The sequence below is a fragment of the Kitasatospora sp. NPDC056800 genome (assembly GCF_042789775.1).
Lineage (GTDB): Bacteria > Actinomycetota > Actinomycetes > Streptomycetales > Streptomycetaceae > Kitasatospora.
Window position 1 is genome coordinate 19812 of sequence record NZ_JBHUAL010000036.1, and the last position, 14376, is coordinate 34187.

At 74.1% G+C, this 14376-nt stretch carries 12 protein-coding genes; 4 read left to right on the forward strand and 8 right to left on the reverse strand.

What is annotated here, in order from left to right; genetic code table 11:
• Positions 1-79: 79 nt before the first annotated feature.
• Positions 80-835: a DapH/DapD/GlmU-related protein gene (locus ACFRQN_RS11115; RefSeq protein WP_049650964.1), complete on the forward strand. Its 756-nt coding sequence runs from the start codon at positions 80-82 to the stop codon at positions 833-835.
• A gap of 44 nt (positions 836-879) precedes the next feature.
• On the opposite strand, the gene ACFRQN_RS11120 is transcribed toward ACFRQN_RS11115, so the two are convergent.
• Positions 880-2193: a PucR family transcriptional regulator gene (locus ACFRQN_RS11120; protein WP_380739834.1), complete on the reverse strand. Its 1314-nt coding sequence runs from the start codon at positions 2191-2193 to the stop codon at positions 880-882.
• Between the two features lie 182 nt (positions 2194-2375).
• Here ACFRQN_RS11120 and ACFRQN_RS11125 point away from each other — a divergent pair, with 182 nt between their 5' ends.
• Positions 2376-3287 carry an esterase/lipase family protein gene (locus ACFRQN_RS11125; protein ID WP_375876713.1) on the forward strand — a complete coding sequence of 304 codons (912 nt, stop codon included), beginning with the start codon at positions 2376-2378 and terminating at the stop codon, positions 3285-3287.
• Between the two features lie 82 nt (positions 3288-3369).
• Here ACFRQN_RS11125 and ACFRQN_RS11130 read toward each other — a convergent pair whose 3' ends face one another.
• Both ACFRQN_RS11130 and ACFRQN_RS11135 read right to left on the reverse strand, forming a co-directional pair.
• Positions 3370-3987 (reverse strand): HutD family protein, encoded by a 618-nt coding sequence (locus tag ACFRQN_RS11130; RefSeq protein WP_380739836.1) that lies wholly within the window; start codon positions 3985-3987, stop codon positions 3370-3372.
• A 108-nt stretch (positions 3988-4095) separates the two neighbouring features.
• The gene (locus tag ACFRQN_RS11135) at positions 4096-5280 is read right to left on the reverse strand and encodes an MFS transporter (protein WP_380739870.1); all 1185 of its coding nucleotides are present in this window, start codon (positions 5278-5280) and stop codon (positions 4096-4098) included.
• Between the two features lie 122 nt (positions 5281-5402).
• Between ACFRQN_RS11135 and ACFRQN_RS11140 the strand changes: the two genes are divergently transcribed.
• A complete protein-coding gene (locus ACFRQN_RS11140; protein ID WP_079272930.1) occupies positions 5403-6683 on the forward strand; it encodes an ROK family protein in 1281 nt (426 codons plus the stop codon).
• Between the two features lie 163 nt (positions 6684-6846).
• On the forward strand, positions 6847-7965 hold the full coding sequence (locus ACFRQN_RS11145) for a PLP-dependent cysteine synthase family protein (protein ID WP_380739838.1): 1119 nt from the start codon (positions 6847-6849) through the stop codon (positions 7963-7965).
• A 95-nt stretch (positions 7966-8060) separates the two neighbouring features.
• On the opposite strand, the gene ACFRQN_RS11150 is transcribed toward ACFRQN_RS11145, so the two are convergent.
• The 5 genes from ACFRQN_RS11150 to mscL all read right to left on the reverse strand — a co-directional run bounded on the left by ACFRQN_RS11150 (position 8061) and on the right by mscL (position 14087).
• A complete protein-coding gene (locus ACFRQN_RS11150) occupies positions 8061-8399 on the reverse strand; it encodes a DUF6191 domain-containing protein (RefSeq protein WP_380739840.1) in 339 nt (112 codons plus the stop codon).
• A 79-nt stretch (positions 8400-8478) separates the two neighbouring features.
• A complete protein-coding gene (locus ACFRQN_RS11155) occupies positions 8479-10968 on the reverse strand; it encodes a right-handed parallel beta-helix repeat-containing protein (protein ID WP_380739842.1) in 2490 nt (829 codons plus the stop codon).
• A gap of 390 nt (positions 10969-11358) precedes the next feature.
• Positions 11359-12234 carry an MOSC domain-containing protein gene (locus tag ACFRQN_RS11160; RefSeq protein WP_380739844.1) on the reverse strand — a complete coding sequence of 292 codons (876 nt, stop codon included), beginning with the start codon at positions 12232-12234 and terminating at the stop codon, positions 11359-11361.
• Positions 12235-12434: 200 nt separating this feature from the next.
• Entirely contained in the window at positions 12435-13214 is a 780-nt protein-coding gene (locus tag ACFRQN_RS11165) for a DUF6643 family protein (protein WP_074006368.1), read from the reverse strand.
• Between the two features lie 426 nt (positions 13215-13640).
• Entirely contained in the window at positions 13641-14087 is a 447-nt protein-coding gene (mscL, locus tag ACFRQN_RS11170; protein ID WP_049650971.1) for a large conductance mechanosensitive channel protein MscL, read from the reverse strand.
• Between the last annotated feature and the right edge of the window lie 289 nt (positions 14088-14376).

The following is a 14376-nucleotide window of genomic DNA, read 5'->3' on the forward strand; positions in this document are numbered from 1 at the left end:
CGCCGGTCGCGGATTTCGGACATTCCTCCGGTTGCCTCCCGGCGGACGGGCGGATGCTACGGGCCGGTAACGTGAGCGCATGCCGATAACCCGTTCGCTCGTCTCAGCCGTCCGGACCGGTGGCCGCCGCGCCGCCGGGCGCCTCGTCCACCGGGGCTGGCGCTGGGTGCAGCGGACCGGAGCGGTCACCAGCCGCAACCCCGGCCCGTACCGGTTCGGCGAGCTGGGGGACGGTACGACGCTCAGCTTCCCGCTCGGGGCGGTGTTCAACGAGCAGTGGATCACCATCGGGCCGTTCTCGATCATCGGCGAGCGGGTCACCATCAGCGCGGGCTTCCTGCCCGGGCTCGACCTCGGGCCGGAGCCGATCGTGCGGATCGGCGGCGGCTGCGTGATCGGCCGGGACAGCCACATCGTCGGCCACCAGTCGATCGTCATCGGCGACGACGTGTGGACCGGCCCCGGCGTGTACATCAGCGACCAGTCGCACGAGTACCGGGACACCGAGCTGCCGATCGGCAAGCAGTGGCCGCGCAACGAACCGGTGGAGATCGGCACGGGCAGCTGGATCGGCACCGGCGCGGTGATCCTGCCGGGGGCGCGGATCGGCCGCAACGTGGTGGTCGCGGCGGGCGCCGTGGTGCGCGGCGACGTTCCCGACCACAGCGTGGTCGCCGGGGCGCCGGCCAAGGTGGTGCGCCGCTGGACGGAGGAGGAGGGCTGGCAGCCGCCGCTGCGCCACGACGCTCCGCAGCCGGTGCCGGACGGCGTGACCGCGGAGCAGCTGCGCGCCCTGGTCGGCTGGGACCTGCGGCTGCCGGGGGAGCAGGGCTGAGGTCGGTCGCCGGGCACCGGCCCGGTGCTGGCAGTCGTCCCGAACTACCCGGCGAGGGAGGCCTGTTCGGCGGTGCGGGCGGCGATGGCGGCGGCGATCCGCGAGAGGTCGGCGGGGCGGGCCGGATCCAGGCCGGTCAGTGCGGCGATCCGGCGCAGCCGGTAGTCGACGGTGTTCGGGTGCAGGTGCAGGGCGCTCGCGGTGTGGCGGCGGCTCAGGCCGCCGGCCAGGTGGGTGTGCAGGGTGATGAGCAACTCCCCGGCGTCGGCGAGCGGTTCGAGCAGGGCGGCGAGCCGGGAGCGGGCCTGGCTGGGGCGGGTGAGCTGGTACTCCAGCAGGACGTCGTCCAGCCGGTGCAGCCCCGGCGGTCGGCCGAACGCCCTTGCCACGTCGAGGACTTCGTAGGCGAGAGCGGCCGCGCCGGGCACCTCGGCGGGGGTGGCGGGCGCGGCCCCGGCCAGGACGGGAACGCCGGCCGCCCGGGCCGCCGCGGCGAGGGCGGCGGCGAGCAGCGGCCACGGCGCCTCGCAGGCCCCGTCCTCGTCCGGACCGGGTGACGGTCCGAACGGGACGAGCACCAGGCCGCCCGTGGGGGTGAGCGCGGTGAGCGCCGACTGCCGGGTGCGGTGGTCGAGTTCGGCCTCGAACCGGCGGAGCTTGCGGAGGGCGGCGATGCCCGGATCGACACCGGGGGAGTGCTCGTCGGGGTGGTCGGCGAGGGACAGGCAGAGCACGGCGTACCCGGTGGGCAGACGGAGCCCGGCGCGCTCGGCGGCCGCGTCGGCGGGGGTGCCCGCGAGCAGCGCGCCGAGCAGGGAGTGCCGGGCCGAGTCCCGTCGGCCGGTGGCCGGGCGGCGGCCGTCCAGGTAGCCCGCCCCGGCGGCGGTGACGGCCTGGCGGAGCTGGTCGAGCAGCAGCCGGTTGAGGGCGAGCAGGTCGGCGGCGTCGTCGTCCCGGGCGTGCCGGGTGGCGAACTCCCAGCAGACCTCCAGTCCGAGGTGGTGGGCGAGCAGGACGGCGTCCAGCGGCAGGCCCTCCTCGGCCCGCCGGGCGGCGGCCTCCCGGACGGCGGTGAACTCCTCGGCGGGGGCGGGGAGTCCGGTCCGTACGGTGTGGGCGAGGGCGCGGATGCGGCGCTCGGTGTCCCGGGTCAGCTCGCCGGTGAGCTGTTCGCGGGGCAGCCGGCGGTAGACCGGCACCCGCTCCAGCAGGGCGGCGACCACGGTCTCGGCCAGCTCCCGTACGCCGCCGAGCAGTCGCTGGTCGGCCGGGAGCCCGCCGATCACCGGGACGCGCCAGTCCGGCGTCCGGTCGGAGGTGTTCGGGGGTGCGGGGTGGGGTGCGTTGTGACCGGTCACAGAGAACACCGTCCAGGTCTGGGGGACGCCCAAGGGCCGGGCCGGAGGGGCGACCGCATGATGGTGCCCTCGGGTTACCTGTTGGTAACAAACTTCCGCTGTGGAGGCAACAGTTGAGAACCCCACTTCTCCGCTTCTCCGCAACTCCGGTGCGCCGCAGGGGCGCAGGCGCGCTGGGTGCGCTGCTGCTGGCGGGGGCGGTGCTGGCCGGTGCGACGGTGTCGCCGGCGAGCGCTGCCGTGCCCGTCGCGAGCGCCTCGGCCGTCGCGGCCGCAGCGTCCGCCTCGTCCGCCGAACTGCCGCCGGACGGCGACACGGTGGCCTCGCCGCCCGGCGCCAACGACTGGACCTGCCGGCCGACCACCGCGCACCCCGACCCGGTCGTCCTGGTGCACGGCACCTTCGCCAACCGCTACGAGAACTGGCTGGCGCTCTCCCCGCTGCTGAAGAGCCTCGGGTACTGCGTCTTCGCCCTCGACTACGGGATGATCCCCGGCGTCACCTCCAGCGGCAGCGGCCTGCTGCTGCCGATCGGCGGCCTCGGGCCGGTGCCGGAGTCGGCGGCCCAACTCGGCCGGTTCGTGGACCTGGTGCGGACCGCGACCGGCGCGGCCAAGGTCGACATCGTCGGGCACTCGCAGGGCGGCATGCTGCCGAACTACTACCTCAAGTTCCTCGGTGGCGGGTCCAAGGTCGGCAGGCTGGTCGGGCTGGCGCCGTCCAACCACGGCACGACGCTCGACGGGATCACCAACCTGGTGCCGTACTTCCCGGGCGTCGCGGACCTGATCTACACGGTCTGCAAGGCCTGCCGGGACCAGGCGGTGGGCTCCGACTTCAACACGGTGATGGCCTCCCGGCCCGACACCGTACCGGGCGTGCGCTACACGGTGATCTCGACGGTCCTCGATGAAGTCGTCACCCCGTGGCGGACCCAGTTCCTGAGCGGCCCGGACGTCGACAACCAGGTGGTGCAGGAACACTGCCCGGTCTCGCTGGTGGAGCACGTCGGGATCGCGTTCTCGCCGACGGCGCTGCACCTGGTCACCAACGCGCTGGATCCGGGGCACGCCACGCCGGTGTTCTGCGGGTGAAGCGGCGGCGGCGCTCCTGCCCCCGGGGTGGTCCCGGGAGGTGGGAGCGCCGCTGTTCGGTGGTGCGGCCCTTGGCCGGCTCTCAGGGCGCGGTGTGGAAGGCGATGACGGCGGTGGTGCCGTCCGGGTGCAGCTCGTACGTGCCCGGGGTGTCGAGCAACGCGGCGTCGTAGCGGGCGAGTTCGACGCCGTCGACGGTGCCGCCGTCGACGGAGGCGCCGTGGATGGAGGCGTCGTGGATGGTGGCGGTGCCGACGAGGCAGACCAGGAGGGCGGTGCTCCCGTCCGGGACGTCGACCGTGGTGGTCGCGGTGGCCAGGTCGACCGCGGCCTCGACCCGCCCGCGGCGCGTCATCACGTTGAAGTCCACTACCGGGCCGGCCAGCAGCCGACAGTCGGTGGTGGCGTCGCCAGAGAAGGCGAACGGCCGGAACGGCGCGTCGACCAGCTGCTCGGTACCGTCGACGGTGAGCGCCATGCCGGCGCCCTCGACCAGGGTGATCACCCGGTCGATCCCGGGGAACGGGGAGAACGGCCCCGCCGAGGCGACGTCCGCGAGGCTGACCCGCCAGTCGAAGGCGTCCAGTCCGGCGCCGACCGGGAACCCGGCGACCTCCCTGGTCACCCCGCCCCCGTTGAGCCACGCCGTCGCCGGGCGCTCGCCCGCCCGCAGTACCTGGAAGCGTTCGCTGGTCGTCATGGCCTCGCATCCTGTCACACGGCGGATGACAGGTGACAGATTTCAGTGTCTGTTATCTGTCAGCTGTTATCTGTTCGCTGTTCCCTGTCATCCGTTGCCTGTCGACCGTCACCGGTCGTCCGTCACCCGCCGTCCGACCGACAGCGGCAGGAGCGCCGCCACCGTGGCCGCGAGCGTGACCGTGGTGAGGGCCAGCGGCAGTCCGGCCGCGTCGGCGAGGAAGCCGATCACCACCGGGCCGATCAGCATCCCCCCGTAGCCGAGCGAGGAGGCGAACGCGACGCCCTGCGGCCCGCCCGCCGCACCGGCCCGGGCGATGGCGAGCGGGAAGAGGTTGGCCAGGCCGAGGCCGACCAGCACGAACCCGCAGATCGCCACCGGCACCACCGGCGCCAGGGCGGCGACCAGCATGCCGACCGCCGCCGTCAGCCCGCCGAACAGCATCAGCCGGGTCTGGCCGAGCCTGATGGACAGCCAGGTGCCGCCGACCCGCCCACCGGCCATCGCGAACGCGTACGCGCCGTAGCCGGTGGCGGCCACCACGGAACTCGCCCGGACGTCGTCGGTGAGGTGGAGCGTGGCCCAGTCGGCGATCGCGCCCTCGCCGTACGCGGTGCAGAGTGCGGTGAGGCCGAGCAGCAGGACGAGCAGGCGGGTGCGGGGGCGGGTCGAGCCCGCGTCCGGCCGGGCGGTCCCGGACGGTTCCGCCGTGCGGCCCGTGTGGCTCGTACGGTCCGTATGGCCCGGTGCGACCGCTGCCGCCGCCGGGCTGCGCAGCAGGACGACGCCCGCGCCGACGGTGACGGCCATGCCCAGCGCCGCGCTGAGCGCGAGTGCCCATGCGGTGCTCAGCGGGCCGGCGAGCAGTCCGCTGACGCCGGTGCCGACCAGCCCGCCGAAGCTGTACCCGGCGTGGAAGCTGGGCATCACGGGCCGCCGCAGCTGCGCGACCAGGTCGACGGCGGCGCTGTTCATCGCGACGTTGGCCCCGCCGTACCCCGCGCCGAACAGCAGCAGCACCCCGCCGAGCGCGGTGGCCGAGTGGGCGTGCGCGGGCAGCAGCACGGCGAGGCTGAGCAGGGCGAGCGAGCCGACGGTCACCGGCCGGGAGCCGTACCGCAGGCAGAGCCGGCCGATCACGGGCATGGTGAGGACGGCGCCGATGGACAGGCAGAGCAGGGCGAGCCCGAGGGCGCTGTGCGAGGCGCTGACCTGACTGCGGATGTCCGGGATGCGGACGACCCAGGAGGCGAAGAGGAAGCCGTCGACGGCGAAGAACGCGGTGAGGGCGATGCGTGCAGGACCTCAGGGGCTGTCCGTCACCGGGGGTGTGCTGCGAGACTGGGAGGAGGGGCGATCGGGCCGGGTGTGTGAACCGATTTTGTTTCAAAGCGACACAAAGTCACAATAGGGGCGTGCAGCTCTCACCATCAAGCCCGAGGCCCGGTACCGGGAACGACTCCGACGCGCAGCGCGACAACCACCGCCGCGCGGCTCCCGACCGGGGCCGGACGCTGCTCGGCCCAGCGCTCTCCCTGATCCACACCGGCCAGACGCCGACCCGCTCGGCGCTCACCCGCGCGCTGGACGTCACCCGGGCCACCGCCGGCGCGGTCACCGCCGAACTCGAGGCGCTCGGCCTGATCACCGTCGACTCCCGACCGGCCGGCGGCGGCCGCGGCCGCCCGTCGCACCGGCTCGCGATCGACCCGAACGGCCCGGTCGTGGTCGCCGGGCAGATCCACGCCGACGGACTGAGCGTCACCCTGGCCGGCCTCGGCGGACTGCTCGACCCGCCCGTCCACCTGCCGCTGCCCGCCGCCACCGACCCGGTCCGGATGCTGCGCGCCGTCGCCGTGGCCGGTGCCGAGCTCGCCCGCGCGACCGACCGCCGCTGCCTGGGCGCCGCGCTCGCGCTGCCCAACCCGGTCACCGAGCCGGACGGCACCGCCCTCGCCGCGCTGCACTTCGCCTGGCCCAGCGGCACCCCGGTCGCCGACCTGTACGACGTCGAGGTCGGACGCGCCGACCACGGCCCGAAGGCGCTGCGCCCGCTGCCCACCGCGATCGCCAACGACGCCAACCTGGCCGCGCTCGCCGAGTACCGGCACGGCGCCGGCCGCGGCGCCCGACACCTGCTCTTCGTCACCTCCGGCCACCGCGGCGTCGGTGGCGCGCTGGTCATCGACGGGCACCTGCACACCGGCAGCGCCGGCCTCGCCCTGGAGGTCGGCCACCTCACCGTCGACCCGCAGGGACGGCCCTGCATGTGCGGCAACCGGGGCTGCCTGAACTCCGAGACCGACCCCGACGCGCTGTTCACGGCCGCCGGGCTCACCCCGGAACCGGGACGCCCGCTGCTCGACCAGGCGCGCGAGCTGTGCCGGGCCGCCGCGACGGACGACCGGGCGCGGGCGGCGGTGGAGCACGTCATCGACCGGCTCGGACTCGGCCTGGCCGGCGTCGCCAACATCCTCAACCCCGACCGGGTGGTCCTCAGCGGGCTGCACCTCCACCTGCTGGAGGCCGCGCCCGACCGGCTGCGGTCGGTGGTCGCCGAGCGCAGCCTGTGGGGGCGCAGCGGCCGGGTGCCGATCGTCGGCGCGGAGCTGGCGCACGGCGCGCTCGCGGGCGCGGCCGAGCTGGGCTGGGGACCGTACCTGGCGGACCCGCAGTCGGTGCCGGTGCTGCCCTGACGGCGATCGGGTCTGCCCTGGTCGATGAGTTCCGCCCCCGACGGTGACCAGATCTGCCCTGACGGCGATAAGCGGAAGCTGGCTCTTCGAAAACGGTCACTTATCGTGACTCTCATACACTCGTAGTGAGCATTGGGGGGCCACCACGAGGGAGACAGCGACCATGAGCACCCAGTCCGGCATCGAGCCGACCGCCGACGTCGACCGCTCCGACCCGGAGTACCGCGCCTGGCTCAAGGAGGCGGTGCGCAAGGTCCAGGCCGACGCCAACCGCTCCGCCGACACCCATCTGCTGCGCTTCCCGCTGCCCGCGGAGTGGGGGATCGACCTCTACCTCAAGGACGAGTCCACCCACCCGACCGGCTCGCTCAAGCACCGCCTGGCCCGCTCGCTCTTCCTCTACGGGCTCTGCAACGGCTGGATCCGGCCCGGCAAGCCGGTGATCGAGGCCTCCAGCGGCTCCACCGCCGTCTCCGAGGCGTACTTCGCCCAGCTCGTTGGCGTGCCGTTCATCGCCGTGATGGCCAAGAGCACCAGCCAGTCCAAGATCGACCTGATCCAGTTCCACGGCGGCGAGTGTCACCTGGTCGAGCGTTCGGACGAGGTGTACGAGGCCTCCGCCCGGCTCGCCGAGGAGACCGGCGGGCACTACATGGACCAGTTCACCTACGCCGAGCGGGCCACCGACTGGCGCGGCAACAACAACATCGCCGAGTCGGTCTTCGCCCAGCTGCGCCTGGAGCCGCACCCCGAGCCGGCCTGGATCGTGGCCACCGCCGGGACCGGCGGCACCTCGGCGACCATCGCCCGGTTCGTGCACTACATGCAGTACGACACCCGGATCTGCGTCGCGGACCCGGAGAACTCCTGCTTCTTCGACGGCTGGGTGCGCCACGATCCGGAGGCCGTCTGCGAGAGCGGCTCGCGGATCGAGGGCATCGGACGGCCGCGGATGGAGCCGAGCTTCGTCCCCGGGGCGATCGACCGGATGATGAAGGTGCCGGACGCCGCGTCGATCGCCGCCGTCCGGATGTTGGAGCAGGTGCTCGGCAAGAAGGCGGGGGCCTCCACCGGGACGGGCCTGTGGAGCGCGCTGCGGATCGTCGCCGAGATGCGGGCGGCCGGGCGGACGGGCAGCGTGGTCGGCCTGATCTGCGACCCGGGGGACCGCTACCTGGACAAGTACTACTCGGACGACTGGCTGGCGGGCGAGCGGATCGACATCGCGCCCTACCGGGCGGCCCTGGAGTCCTTCCTGGCCGGCGGCGCCTGGACGGGCTGACGCGCCGGGCGGCGGACGGGTGACAGCTGACAGATTTCAAACTCTGTCAGCTGTCGTCTGTTATCTGTTCGCTGTCGCCTGTTCGTCGTCAGCCGTCAGCCGGTGCCCGCCACCCGCCGGATCACCGCCCGACCGCCCGCAAGGTCGATCCCCGTCCGCTTCGGCGCGCCGTCGTGCTCGTCGTCCCGCAGCACCAGCTCGACCCGTCGCTGCTCCAGCTGCACCCGCTTGCTCGGGTAGAGCAGCGCGTGCAGCTCCTCCGTCGCGGTCGCACCCGCGCCGCGCCCACCGCCGTGCCCGCCGCCGTGCCCACCGTCGGGTCCCACCGCCGGCCGGGCGCGCAGCCGCCGCACCACCGCACCGAGGAAGAACACCACGACCAGTCCGGCCGGCAGCAGCAACCCGCCCGCCGCGCCCGTCAACAGCACACCCATGCCCGCCTCAACGGCCCGGCGCGGCCGACGAGTTCCCCGGCGACTAGTTCCCCGGCCGCCGGCCCTACGGCAGTGGGCCCTACGGCAGCGGCGCCGTGGGCAGGTCGGCCGGGACGAGCAGCTGGAGCTCCTCCGTGGACGGGTCCGCGAGGTGGGCGATCCGTACCGCGTGCCGCTCGACCATGGTCTCGAAGACCTGTCGCGCGGTGCGCCCGTTGCCGAAGTTGGGGCCGCGCTCCATCCCGCCGAAGTGTTCCAGCAGCGCCTCCTCCGTCTCCTCGGAGAGCGCGTACTCGTGCTCGGCGCACTGCGACCGGGCGATCTCCAGCAGCTCGTCCGCCGTGTAGTCGGGGAAGTCGATGGTGCGTGAGAAACGGGAGGAGACACCGGGGTTGGCGGAGAGGAAGCGCTCCATCTCGGCGGTGTAGCCGGCCACGATGACGACCACCTCGTCCCGGTGGTCCTCCATCAGCTTGACCAGGGTGTCGATCGCCTCGCGCCCGAAGTCCCGCGCCCCGTCCTCGGGTGCGAGCGCGTACGCCTCGTCGATGAAGAGCACCCCGCCGCGCGCCCGGTCGAAGGCGGCCGCGGTGCGGATCGCGGTGGAGCCGATGTGTTCGCCGACCAGGTCCACCCGTGCCACCTCGACCAGGTGTCCGCGCTGGAGCACCCCGAGCGAGGCGAGGATCTCGCCGTACAGCCGGGCGACGGTGGTCTTTCCGGTGCCGGGTGCGCCGGTGAAGACCAGGTGGCGGCGCAGCGAGGGCGCCTTGAGCCCGGCCTGGCGGCGGCGCCGGCCGACCGAGATCAGGTCGATCAGCGTGCGCACCTCCTGCTTCACCGTGGCCAGCCCGACCAGCGAGTCCAGTTCGGCGAGCGCCTCCTCGGCCGGCCGGCAGTCCGGGATCGGCGAGATCGCCGCCGAACCGGCTGCGGCCGACGCCAACAGCGGGGCCACCGTGGTCAGTTGGGCGGTCCGCGGCGCGGGCACGTCGGTGGACCCGTACGACGACCCCAGCCCCGGACCGCGCCCACCTGCGGATCCCGGCCCCGCCCCGCCGCCGGGCGGGGCGGGAGCGGACGGCACCGGAGCCGCCCCGACGTCGTCCGAGATGCACCCCTCGGTGACCGGACCCGGCTCGGAGAACTCGAACCCGGCCCGCTGGTTGTGCTCCGCCCGGCAACGGGTGAGCTGGGTCCGGCAGCCGTCGATGATGTGGAAGCCGAAGCCCTTGCCCTGCGAGACCCGGCAGTCCTCGAAGGTGCCCCGCCCCTGGGCCGAGACGTACACCCCGGCGTCCGTGCTGGCCCGTACGGTGCAGGCGCGCAGCACCGGGTCGGCGCCCTTGGTGACGATCACGCCGGTGGCCACGTCGGAGATCTCGCAGTCGGTGAGCAGTCCGCCGCTGCCGTGGTCGCGGAACCAGAGCCCGGTGCCCGCCTCCTGCACCCGGCAGGAGGCCAGGGAGACGGTGGCCCCGCCGCTGACCGAGACCGCCGAGCTGCGGATCCGGCTGAACGAGCAGCCCTCGGCGGTGGCGGCGGAGTCCCGGTCGAGGACGAACAGGGCGTCCGGCAGGTCGTGCAGCGAGCAGTCGGTGAGGGTCAGCCGGGCACCGTCGCTGACCCAGAGCGCCGGGTACTCGCCGGTCGAGCCGTGGATCTCGCAGGACTCGGCGACCGCCTCGGTGCCCTGGTCCCAGACCGACAGCGCCCCGCGCCCGAAGTCCCGGACGGTGCTGTTGGCGAGGCTCAGCCGGGCGCGTCCGCGCAGGTCGGCGCCGTTCTCGGGCAGGTCGTGCACCCGGCAGCCGGTGAGCACCAGTTCGGCCTCGCCGTCCAGGGTGAGACCGTTGCCGGTGACCCGGTGGATCTCGCAGTCGACCAGCCGCCCGCCCGCCTGCGCCTCGGCCTGCACGCCGCTGCCGCGGATCTCGTAGATCTCGCAGCCGGTCAGTTCGGCGGCGCTGCCGGGGTCGGAGAGCAGGACGCCGGCGCCGGAGGCGTGGTGGACGCGGCAGCGGTCCAGGGCCGCGGTGGCGCCGCCGAGGACGGCCAGTCCGGCCTGGCCGGCGGCGGCGACCTCGCAGTCCTCGAAGGCGGCGGCGGTGTCCGGGCCGCGCAGCCGCAGCCCGAGCCCGCCCGGGTTGGTGACCACGCAGCCGCGCAGGGTCGGCCGGGCGCCGCCGGTGACCTCGATGCCGGTGGCCGAGCGGGTCTCCACCCGGCAGCCGCTGAAGGAGGGGGTCGCCTCCGGCCCGGTGACCAGCACGGCCGGGGTGGTGCTGTCGCCGCCCTCGACCACCAGGTCGCGTACGGTGGCGGCGGCGGTCACGGTGAGCGCCACCCCGGAGGGCGGGTCGATCCGGACCGTCCCCGGGCCCTGGGCCGGGACGATCGTCACCGGCTTGTCCAGCAGCACGTTCTCCCGGAAGGTGCCCGGGCGGACGGTCACCGTGTCGCCCGGTTCGGCGGCGGCCAGGGCCTCCGCGAGCGTGTCGTACTCGCCCGCGCGGCGACGCCAGCGGGATGCGCTGTCCTGGGTGACCCGGACCCTGTGCTCAGCCATGACGGTCTGTCGTCCCCACCTTCGTCGAGCCGGCGATCAACGGGCCGAACGCGCGGGGGTGCGCGGGCCGTCCGCCCACCGTAGCGCGCCCACGTGGGTGGTCCGGCCGCCCGCGGTCGCGCGGACACCGGTAGCGCTCAGCGCCGCCACAGGTTCCGACCACTTGTTTCAACGAGCGCGCACAGCGGTGGTTCCGTCCGGGCGCGCCGGTTTCGGAGTGCGGCGCGTGCCCGGCGCCGGTCCACGGGCCGATGCGCCCCGCCCTCCGGCACGGGCGGTCGGCGGTCGGCGGTCGGCATCCGATGGTCGGTGGTCAGTACTCGACCGTCGGCAGCCGGCGCGGAGGGTCGGCGGGAGCGGCCCACCCTCCCGGAGAACCGGCCCGAGCGCTCAGCGCCCGTCGGCGGGCCAGTGCGCCCCGTCCTCGAGCACCTCGAGCTCGTCGCCCAGCCGCAGCGTGCCGAGCTCGTCCCCCTCGACGCCGGCCGGCCGCTCGGGGATCAGGTTCTGCCCGAACGCGGCCTTGCGCAACAGCCGGTGGTGCCGGGCCAGGGTGCGCAGCGGCTCCTTGCCGCGCCGCTCGCCGGTCTCCTGGTCGGTGGTGGTGATCATGCAGCGGCCGCACGGCTTGACCACCTTGAAGGTGACCGAGCCGATCCGGATCCGGCGCCAGGTGTCCTCGGCCCACGGTTCGGTGCCGCCGATCACCACGCTCGGACGGAAGCGCTCCATCGGCAGGGTCTCGTGGCCGTCCGGGTTCTCGGCGGCGATCAGCTCGTTGAGGCGGTCCAGCGAGGCGGTGGTGGTGAGCAGCAGCGGATAGCCGTCGGCCATCGAGACGCTGTCGCCGGGCGCGCTGTACTCGGGGTCGACCGGCCGGGCGCGCGGGTCGTCAAGGTGCACCAGGCGGTAGTCGCCGAGGTGTTCGGCGATCCACCGGTGCGTCTCCTTGTCGGCCTCCGCGGCACGGAAGCGCGTTCCCCAGACCTCGACGTCGGCGAGCGGGTCGCCGGCCGCGACGGCGGGGGCGGGGACCTCGATCCGGGAGCCGTCGGGGGTGGTCAGGGTGAGGGCGCCGTCGGGCAGCAGTCCGGTCCGCACCCGTGCGAGGGCCGCGTCCTCACGCTGGCTGACGAAGCGTCCGTTCGCGTCGGCGAGCATCCAGCGACGGTCTCCGGCCAGACCCCAGGGTTGAACCACGGCGGTGTCCGGGCTCAGGCGGTACATCGACTTGACGGGGTAGACGTGGAGTCCGGTGAGGTGCATTCCTCCATCCTGCCAGCCTGCGGGGGTTCGCCGGGAATGCCCTCTAATGCGCACGGACCGCCCGGACGCCGTGGGGGGCGTTCCGGGCGGTCCGTGGATGACCCGTTTCTCCGTTCGCCCGGCGTACGGGGGGCGCCGGGTGCTGCTCAGGTGGTGCGGGTGCGGGCCGCGTGGGGGGACGGCCTCGGGGTGTCAGCGGCTCAGTAGCCCTGGCCCTGCTGCTGGTAGCCGCCCTGGAACTGGCCGGACTCGCCGTACGGGCCCGGGCGCTGCGGCTGCGTCGGGCGGACCGGCGCGACCGGCGCCATGGCCGGGCGCAGCTGGGCACCGCCGAAGGACTGGTCGCCGCCCTGGCCCTGGAAGCCGGGGCCGCCGGCGGCCGGACCGCCGAACGACTGCTGGCCGCCGAAGCCCTGCGGAGCGGCGGGCTGGCCCTGGCCGAAACCGCCCGGTCCGCCGGCCGGCTGCGCGCCGAAGGTCTGCTGGCCGCCCTGGGCGCCGATGAAGGTGTTCTGGCCGCCGAAGCTCTGGCCGCCGGTCGGCTGGTAGCCGCCTCCGGCGGTCTGGCTGAAGGCGGGGGTGCCGGGCTGCGGTCGCTGGTACGGCTGGGGGGCGCCGTAGCCGGGGACCGGAGGCTGGGGGGCGGCGTACGCCGGCGCGGGCTGCGCGGGGATGTACGCCGTGGCGGGGCCGGCGGAGGGGCCGCTGCTCGGGCCGGGGCCCAGGGCGAGGCGGGCGGGCGGCAGCGCGGGGAGGTTGCTGCCGGCGCTTTCGTACCCGTTGGCGTACCGGTTCTCGTAGGACGGGCCGAGGCCGGATCCGTAACCGGACGACAGTGCCGGCGGCAGGGCGGCCGGCACGTTGATGGGCGCGATCTGGGGGACGCCGCGCTCAGCCACGAGGCTGTCGTAGATCGGCGTGCCGGAGGAGTAGGACGGAGAGGGGTAGCCGACTCCGTCGTAGGAGCGGGGCGAGGTCATGGGGCATACGGTAAGCCCACAACGCGCCTGCTGAGGAGAGCGGGAGGGGGAGCAGTTCGAGTGTTTACACAGTCTTCGCTCGCACAAAGGTTTCGAAAGTAGGAAAGACGGACATTCCGGCGACCGGTTCCGGACAACCTTGGCACCCCGTCAGTGGTCGAACGGCGGCCGGACGGAGGCCCCGGAAGGCCTTGTGGTGACCGGCCGGTGGACGGTCGGGGGCCCTGCGGAGAAACTTTTCCCGGACAGGGCGTGCGCGGGCGCATTCGAGCCCCCGCCGAGCAGGCGACGGGGGCTCGTGAATGTTTCGGGAATAAAATTCCCGTCAGCTCTCCGGGGCCCGGTTCAGGCCCGCGACCTGGGCCGTCGGCCCGATGGCCGGCCGCTGATCAGGCGGCGGCCCGTCGCTGGTCCGGGTGTCGGCGCTCAGTGCGACTGCAGGGCCTGGGCCTGTGCGGGCAGGGCCGGCTTGCCGATCTCGGAGGTGCAGAAGGAGCACCGGGTCGCGGCGGCCGGGATGCTGCTCAGGCACTCCGGGCAGTCCACCTTCGCGGCCGGCGCGGGCTTGGCCGATTCGAAGCGGGACTGGAGCTTGCCGACCGGCAGCACCACGGCGAAGTAGATGACGGCGGCGGTCAGGACGAAGCCGATGACCGCGTTGACGAAGAGGCCGTACGGGAACCGGGTGCCGGCCACGTCGAAGGTCTTCTGGGTGAAGTCGCCGACGGCGCCGGACGCGACGCCGACCAGCGGGGTGAGGAAGGCGCTGACGAACCCGGTGACGACGGCGGTGAAGGCAGCGCCGATCACGATGCCGACCGCGAGGTCCACCACGTTTCCGCGCAGCAGGAAGCTGCGGAATCCCTTGAACACCGGGTGACTCCAAATCCGTACGGGGGAGGGGGAGATGGGGCGGCACGGCGGGTGCCGCCCCAGGCCGGACATCCTGCCGAGCGGGCCGGGCCGAGGTCCAACCGCGTTCACCCGAATCGGGTAACCGCCGCAGCGCCCCGCGTCCGTGGGCCCTGCGGGGCGGGGACGCTCCGCGTACCGGCCTTTCCCCGGTCGAACAGCCGAGCCAGCCGATTGGTCGGCCGCTCCAACTCGCCCCTGTGGCACCGCGTGTGGCGCCGCATGTGACACCGGCACGCGCCGGTCCGGG

Excerpts from the sequence above, each read along its gene's own strand:
- ACFRQN_RS11115 (WP_049650964.1), top strand. The coding sequence starts at position 80 with ATGCCGATAACCCGTTCGCTCGTCTCAGCCGTCCGGACCGGTGGCCGC.
- ACFRQN_RS11155 (WP_380739842.1), bottom strand. The coding sequence starts at position 10,968 with ATGGCTGAGCACAGGGTCCGGGTCACCCAGGACAGCGCATCCCGCTGG.
- ACFRQN_RS11145 (WP_380739838.1), top strand. The coding sequence starts at position 6,847 with ATGAGCACCCAGTCCGGCATCGAGCCGACCGCCGACGTCGACCGCTCC.
- ACFRQN_RS11130 (WP_380739836.1), bottom strand. The coding sequence starts at position 3,987 with ATGACGACCAGCGAACGCTTCCAGGTACTGCGGGCGGGCGAGCGCCCG.
- ACFRQN_RS11160 (WP_380739844.1), bottom strand. The coding sequence starts at position 12,234 with ATGCACCTCACCGGACTCCACGTCTACCCCGTCAAGTCGATGTACCGC.
- ACFRQN_RS11165 (WP_074006368.1), bottom strand. The coding sequence starts at position 13,214 with ATGACCTCGCCCCGCTCCTACGACGGAGTCGGCTACCCCTCTCCGTCC.
- ACFRQN_RS11150 (WP_380739840.1), bottom strand. The coding sequence starts at position 8,399 with ATGGGTGTGCTGTTGACGGGCGCGGCGGGCGGGTTGCTGCTGCCGGCC.